We start from the raw sequence: 6,111 nt of genomic DNA on the forward strand, positions 1-6,111 counted from the left end.
GTAGGATGACTGGTAATAACTTCTGCTGCTTGCTGAGCCGTTGCCACCATGGTACCAAATGCCAATAATGCCAATTTTTTGGGCGCATCATCTTGCCCGAGTACTGACTCTACGACCGCTTTACCAACCTGATAAGTTTGAGCAGGTTGTGTAATGGCAGCGCCAGTACCCACACCACGTGGGTAACGTACTGCTGTACTACCTTGATATTCATAACAAGTATTTAGTAGATGATAGCATTCGTTTTCATCTTTTGGCGCCGCAATCAACATATTAGGCACGCAGCGTAAAAAGGCAAAATCAAACACCCCTGCATGGGTAGCACCATCTTCACCGACCAAACCAGCACGATCAATCGCAAACATCACATCAAGATTTTGCAAAGCAACATCATGTATCAGCTGATCGTATCCGCGCTGTAAAAACGTTGAGTAAATCGCTACAATCGGCTTAACGCCTTGCGTTGCCATACCAGCAGCTAGTGTCACTGCATGTTGTTCAGCAATAGCGACGTCGAAGAAACGCTCTGGAAATTGACGAGCAAACTCAATCATCCCCGAACCTTCTTCCATGGCTGGAGTGATAGCAAGTAGCTTGTCGTCCTCTTGCGCTTTATCACATAAAAACTGCCCAAATACTTGCGAGTATTTTAAGAAGGGCTTAGCTGCTGCTTTTTCAGTTTTGGGCGCGTCATCTTCAGCAGGTAAGCTACTAATAGCATGATAGCCTACTGGGTCCAATTCAGCGGGCGCAAAGCCTTTACCTTTAGTCGTATAAATATGTACTAAGACCGGACCTTTTATTTGCTTGGCATGCGATAAGACACGTAGCAGCTCAGGAATATTATGACCATCAAAAGGACCAAAATAGGTAAAGCCAATCGCCTTAAATAAATTGTCTGCTAATTGCGGTACTTCACGCTGCTCTTTATGGCGCTTACGTCGATCAAAGCCTTGCATATCAGGGCGTCGACATAATATTGGCTCGCCAATATCAGATATATCGACTTGATAGCCTGACTCCCAAAGCATGGCTAAATGTCGCGAAAAGCCACCGATAGAGCAGGATATCGACATGTCATTGTCGTTTAGAATCACCATCAAATCAGCGTCTTGTTGTACCGCGTCATTCATTGCTTCAAATGCCATGCCGCCTGTCATCGCACCGTCGCCGATAATACAAGCAACGGTCTGCGTACGTCCTTGATAGCGTAATGCTAGGCTCATGCCTAAACCAGCTGAGATGGACGTTGATGAATGCCCAACACCAAAAGTATCATAGACAGATTCGGCACGTTCTGGAAAAGCAGTTAAACCGGATTTAGAGCGGATAGTGCCAAGCTGATCGCGGCGACCTGTCAGTACTTTATGCGCATAAGCTTGATGGCCCACATCCCAAACAATCTGATCTTGCGGGGTATCTAGCAAATGATGCAGCACAATAGTCAATTCAACCACGCCTAAATTGGCACCAAAATGACCGCCGCTTTGACCGGCTGAATACAGCAGAAATAGTCGTAACTCATCTGCTAAGGTAATAAGTTCCGCACTACTAAAAGCCTTAAGGTCAGCGGGGCTATCCACCGTATCGAGCAATGGCGTCTGTGGACGCTCACGTGGAATCGTTGCATAAGTTTGTTGCAGGTTTGATAGCGATGCAGCAGAATCAACAGCTGACGCAAATAAGGACTGAGACTGTGGGGAATAAGGTGAGTGCTGCATAAAACGTACGATACCTACCAATCTGCTGACAAGATGCTATTTTAGATGATAGCTATCACTAGTAATCATCTAAGTGGCGTTAATAATAGTGATATCATCATCCATCTTATTGATAATGCAATTGATGACATCGACTATACAATTAGTGATACAGCCTTTAATGCTGCAAATAACCCAAATACGCTATTTGATATAAGGTTATACGACTATCCTAAGTTCCGTCTTAATAACCGTTTTCAAAATTATCTGTATGACTATTATGCCTGATTATTTTGCATCCATATCGGACGTTAATGACGACATAGTAATGTAAGGGCAAAGACTTGTCACTGTATCCGTCAAAATAGTATGGCATAATAGCATTTATTTTTAATTGTCGCTTTAATCATCGTGCGTCGTCTGTGAACTTTGTGTGTTTTTATTATAAATATAATCAGCATACTATTTTGCACATCAGCTACCCAAAAATCTCTTAGCTATTATCATAAAGCTATGTCAGATAGTTAGCGGCGCGATGATCAGCTTATGCAGGGCATTAATGTCATATAAATTTATTACTAGCGCCAAATTGCCTACTCGTCACGGCGAGTTTGATATTCATATCTTTGAAAATGATGAGGGTCAAGAGCATGTGATGCTGACGGTGGGTCTGCCTGTGGTTAATCAGACAGATATTACCGACACTCTGCCCTTACCTGATGTTATCTTAAACCAGAAAGATACGGCTTTATCAGAGCGCCCTATTCCTTTGATAAGGATTCATTCTGAGTGCTTGACTGGTGATGCTTTTAGCTCCTTAAAATGTGATTGCGGTCCACAGCTTAATACTGCCATGCAGGCGATACAAGAAACTGGCTGCGGGGCTATTTTATATCTGCGACAAGAAGGTCGCGGTATCGGTCTGACCAATAAAATACGCGCTTACGCCTTACAAGATCAAGGTCACGACACTCTAGATGCGAACCTTATGTTGGGGCTGCCTGCTGATGCGCGTATTTATGATATGTGCGGACCCATGCTTGCTCATGTTGGCGTTGATGCAGTGCGCCTTATCACCAACAATCCCAGTAAAGTCGCTTATTTAAACGAGCATGGTATCGATGTCGTTGAGCGTGTGCCATTAGTTGTTGGGGTTAATGATATGAATGCTGAATATCTAGCGACCAAGCGTGACCGCATGGGTCACCTACTAGACACAGATTTTAATACCGCTTTACATCTTAATAAATAGCAAATAATAGATATTTTATGAGTATTCCAAAGATAGATAACGATATCAATGTATAGAAGACCGATGCAACAACAACGCCAAGCCATCATGACATCATGCGGGTACGTGAATTTTTAGTCGACTTGCAAGCGCGTATCTGCCAAGCATTAGAAGAACAAGAAAGTGATGGCTGCACTGATGCGCAGAAAGCCGCTACCTTTGTACCTGATGACTGGGAGCGCCCTGAAGGTGGTGGTGGTCGGTCGTGCGTATTGGCAGATGGCGAAGTGATTGAAAAAGCCGGCGTCATGTTTAGCCATATTCATGTCCAAAACCTGCCTGCTTCAGCAACTGCGCGTCATCCTGACATTGCCGGTCGTAAAGCACAGGCGATGGGCGTCTCATTGGTTGTCCATCCAAAAAACCCTAATGTCCCCACTAGCCACGCCAATGTGCGCTTATTTATTGCCGAAGCAGAAGGCGCTGAGCCTATTTGGTGGTTTGGTGGCGGTTTTGATTTGACGCCATTTTATCCGGTGCTTGCTGACTGCGTGCATTGGCATCAAGTCTGCCATGATCTATGTGCGCCATTTGGCGATAACATATATCCTGATTTCAAACAATGGTGCGACGAGTATTTTCATTTGCGTCATCGTGATGAGCAGCGCGGTATCGGCGGCTTATTTTATGATGACGTCAATACTGAAAGTCGCGGCTGGGATTTTGAAACCTGCTTTGAATTTATGCAAGCGGTCGGTAACGGCTACCTTGAAGGTATCTTGCCAATTTTTGAGCAGCGTAAAAGTGCGCCCTATACTGAAGCAGAGCGTGAATTTCAGCTCTATCGCCGTGGGCGCTATGTTGAATACAACCTCGTTTATGACCGTGTTACTCTCTTTGGTCTACAAAGTAATTGGCGTATTGAGTCTATCTTAGTCAGTATGCCACCCCTTGCTAGCTGGCATTATCGCTTTGAGCCAGCTGAGGGTACGCCTGAATTTGAATTGACTGACTTTTACCTGAAACCACGTGATTGGTTGTCTTTATAGTCTCAATTGTCATAATAACTGACAGATATTTATAAGTTTTGATACAAAGTATTTTGTCGTTATAAAGGTCAGCTAGCCATGCTGACCTTTATTATTTTAAGTAAATTGTTATTCAAAATACGCACTGAGTATTTTTTAAGATAGCTATTTATAACTAAGCGATAATGATGCTCAAACTTGATTCACAGAAAGATTTAGTCTATTTTACAAAAACTCACGCTATCGACCTATGCTAATTAAGCTGCTTGCTGTTTAATATAGGATAGTCAGTATTTTAGAACGCTAATAAAGAAGATATATTAAAAATATCGAATAATATTTATTTTAATAGTAGCCAATTAATCAGGTGACGAGTATATCTATGCTACGCTACCTTTTTATTAGCCACATAAAAAGGAGCAATACTCATGACTCAGGTATCGAATCAAAAATCATTAAAATCTATTTTTGCTATCACTTTGATGGCAGCAACTTTAGGTCTAACGGCTTGTAGTACGCCAGTAGACCCTGATGTCAAAGCCCGTCAGGACATTATGAAAAACTTCGGTGATGCGATGAAGGTCATGGGCGGCATGGCAAAAGAGCCGGATACCTTTGATGCTGACGTTTTTAAAGAGCAGGCGGCATTTTTAGCAGAAGAGTCTAAAAATCCTTGGAGCCATTTTAATAATAAAGACGCCGCTGGTAATGCCAAAGAAGCGGTTTGGTCAAATGTTGATGGCTTTAAAGCTGAAGCAGAGAGTTTTCAAAAAGCCACTGCTGAGCTAAACGCTGCTGCACAGACAGCAACTAGCATTGACGATGTGATGCCAGCTTTTAAACCTGTTGGTGACAGCTGTAAATCATGCCACACGGATTTCCAAGTCGAGAAAGACTAAGTAGCTCGCTATTAATAATACAAAAAAGCCATCTTATCATTTGATAAGGTGGCTTTTTATACTGCTAAACTTATGAATCAATTAAGCCATCAAATCCGCTTGTACGATTTCAATCCAATACCCATCAACATCTTTGATAAAGACAATATTTTTCATACTGCCTTCATCTGGGCGTTTTTTGAATTCGACATTATTTTCATCAAACCAAGTGACCGCTGCATTGAGGTCAGGTACATTAAAACAAATATGACCAAAGCCTTGTGGGTCTTGATTGCCATCATGATAGCTAAAGTCCGCTTTTGTCTCGGTACCATAGTTATGAGTCAATTCCAAAATACCACGCTGACGGAAGGCAAAAATCTCTAAATCATTACCCGACGGCAAATTTTCACGCTCACTCTCAGTCAGCTTGGCTAAAAAATATAAATCAAAGCCCATCGCTGGGAATTTTTTGACCGCCAGTAACGTCATACCTAAAACGCCAGTATAAAAAGCCAAGGACTTTACAGGATCTTTGACACGCAGCATCGTATGGTTAAAGGTATAACCTGTCGTTTGCGCTGAGATAGGCTGTACGCCATCAGCCTTTACGCTGCTTTCAGGTTGCTCTTGTATTGAATGGTCGTTATTAAAAGTATCATTATTACTCATGGTTATTCCCATATTTAAATATTTTCAATCACTAATAGATTAAATGGTCATACCTATAACGCTTAGTCTTTATAGCATAGCCTTTATAGAACACTATTAAGCATCTAAAAACCGCACTTTTCCTGTTTCTAAATCGTACTCGGCACCAACGATTAATAGCTGACCACTACTGGTTAAATCCTCTAGCGCACGCGAGCCATGTTTTAATTGACTGACCGACATACGGACATTGGCACGTATAGAACGATCAACCAGCTCGTCTGCATCCACATCTTGCCCATTGGCGGTCGCAAGTTCATGCAGGTTATAAACACTTGGACGGATACGGTCGACGATAGATTGTAGATTGGGCGAGTAGTTTTGCTCAGGATTGATTAATGCTTCAACACAAGCGGTGACAGCACCACAGTGCGAATGTCCTAGCACCACGACCAGTTTAGTATCAAACTTTTCGGCAGCAAATTCGACCGAGCCAATTTGTGAAGGGGCAACCACATTACCTGCTACTCGTATGACAAATAAATCACCCAAACCTTGATCAAAAACGATCTCAACCGGTACCCTTGCGTCCGAGCAACCCAAAATAATCGCTAAAGGGTCTT

General features: G+C 42.6%; 7 protein-coding genes. 4 read left to right on the forward strand and 3 right to left on the reverse strand.

Going from position 1 to position 6,111, the window contains the following annotated elements:
• Positions 1–1,721: 1-deoxy-D-xylulose-5-phosphate synthase (gene dxs / locus VLN09_RS07990; RefSeq protein WP_325245353.1), on the reverse strand; the 1,721-nt coding region annotated here is incomplete at its 3' end.
• A gap of 45 nt (positions 1,722–1,766) precedes the next feature.
• On the opposite strand from dxs, the gene VLN09_RS07995 reads away from it, so the two are divergent.
• The 4 genes from VLN09_RS07995 to VLN09_RS08010 all read left to right on the forward strand — a co-directional run bounded on the left by VLN09_RS07995 (position 1,767) and on the right by VLN09_RS08010 (position 4,858).
• Positions 1,767–1,988 (forward strand): hypothetical protein, encoded by a 222-nt coding sequence (locus VLN09_RS07995; RefSeq protein WP_325245355.1) that lies wholly within the window; start codon positions 1,767–1,769, stop codon positions 1,986–1,988.
• A gap of 271 nt (positions 1,989–2,259) precedes the next feature.
• Positions 2,260–2,952: a GTP cyclohydrolase II gene (ribA, locus tag VLN09_RS08000; protein ID WP_325245357.1), complete on the forward strand. Its 693-nt coding sequence runs from the start codon at positions 2,260–2,262 to the stop codon at positions 2,950–2,952.
• Positions 2,953–3,047: 95 nt separating this feature from the next.
• The gene (hemF, locus tag VLN09_RS08005; RefSeq protein WP_325245359.1) at positions 3,048–3,980 is read left to right on the forward strand and encodes an oxygen-dependent coproporphyrinogen oxidase; all 933 of its coding nucleotides are present in this window, start codon (positions 3,048–3,050) and stop codon (positions 3,978–3,980) included.
• Positions 3,981–4,387: 407 nt separating this feature from the next.
• Positions 4,388–4,858, forward strand: a complete 471-nt coding sequence (locus VLN09_RS08010; RefSeq protein ID WP_325245361.1) for a cytochrome c — start codon at positions 4,388–4,390, stop codon at positions 4,856–4,858.
• Between the two features lie 81 nt (positions 4,859–4,939).
• Here VLN09_RS08010 and gloA read toward each other — a convergent pair whose 3' ends face one another.
• Positions 4,940–5,509 (reverse strand): lactoylglutathione lyase, encoded by a 570-nt coding sequence (gloA, locus tag VLN09_RS08015; protein ID WP_325245363.1) that lies wholly within the window; start codon positions 5,507–5,509, stop codon positions 4,940–4,942.
• A gap of 96 nt (positions 5,510–5,605) precedes the next feature.
• On the reverse strand, positions 5,606–6,111 hold a 506-nt coding region (locus VLN09_RS08020), incomplete at its 5' end, for a carbonic anhydrase (protein ID WP_325245365.1).

Origin of the sequence: Psychrobacter sp., from assembly GCF_035469765.1 — a bacterium.
Classification (GTDB): Bacteria; Pseudomonadota; Gammaproteobacteria; order Pseudomonadales; family Moraxellaceae; genus Psychrobacter.

Bases quoted from the DNA above. Each gene is read 5' to 3' on its own strand.
- VLN09_RS08010 (WP_325245361.1), top strand. From the start codon at position 4,388: ATGACTCAGGTATCGAATCAAAAATCATTAAAATCTATTTTTGCTATC.
- ribA (WP_325245357.1), top strand. From the start codon at position 2,260: ATGTCATATAAATTTATTACTAGCGCCAAATTGCCTACTCGTCACGGC.
- VLN09_RS07995 (WP_325245355.1), top strand. From the start codon at position 1,767: ATGATAGCTATCACTAGTAATCATCTAAGTGGCGTTAATAATAGTGAT.
- gloA (WP_325245363.1), bottom strand. From the start codon at position 5,509: ATGAGTAATAATGATACTTTTAATAACGACCATTCAATACAAGAGCAA.
- hemF (WP_325245359.1), top strand. From the start codon at position 3,048: ATGCGGGTACGTGAATTTTTAGTCGACTTGCAAGCGCGTATCTGCCAA.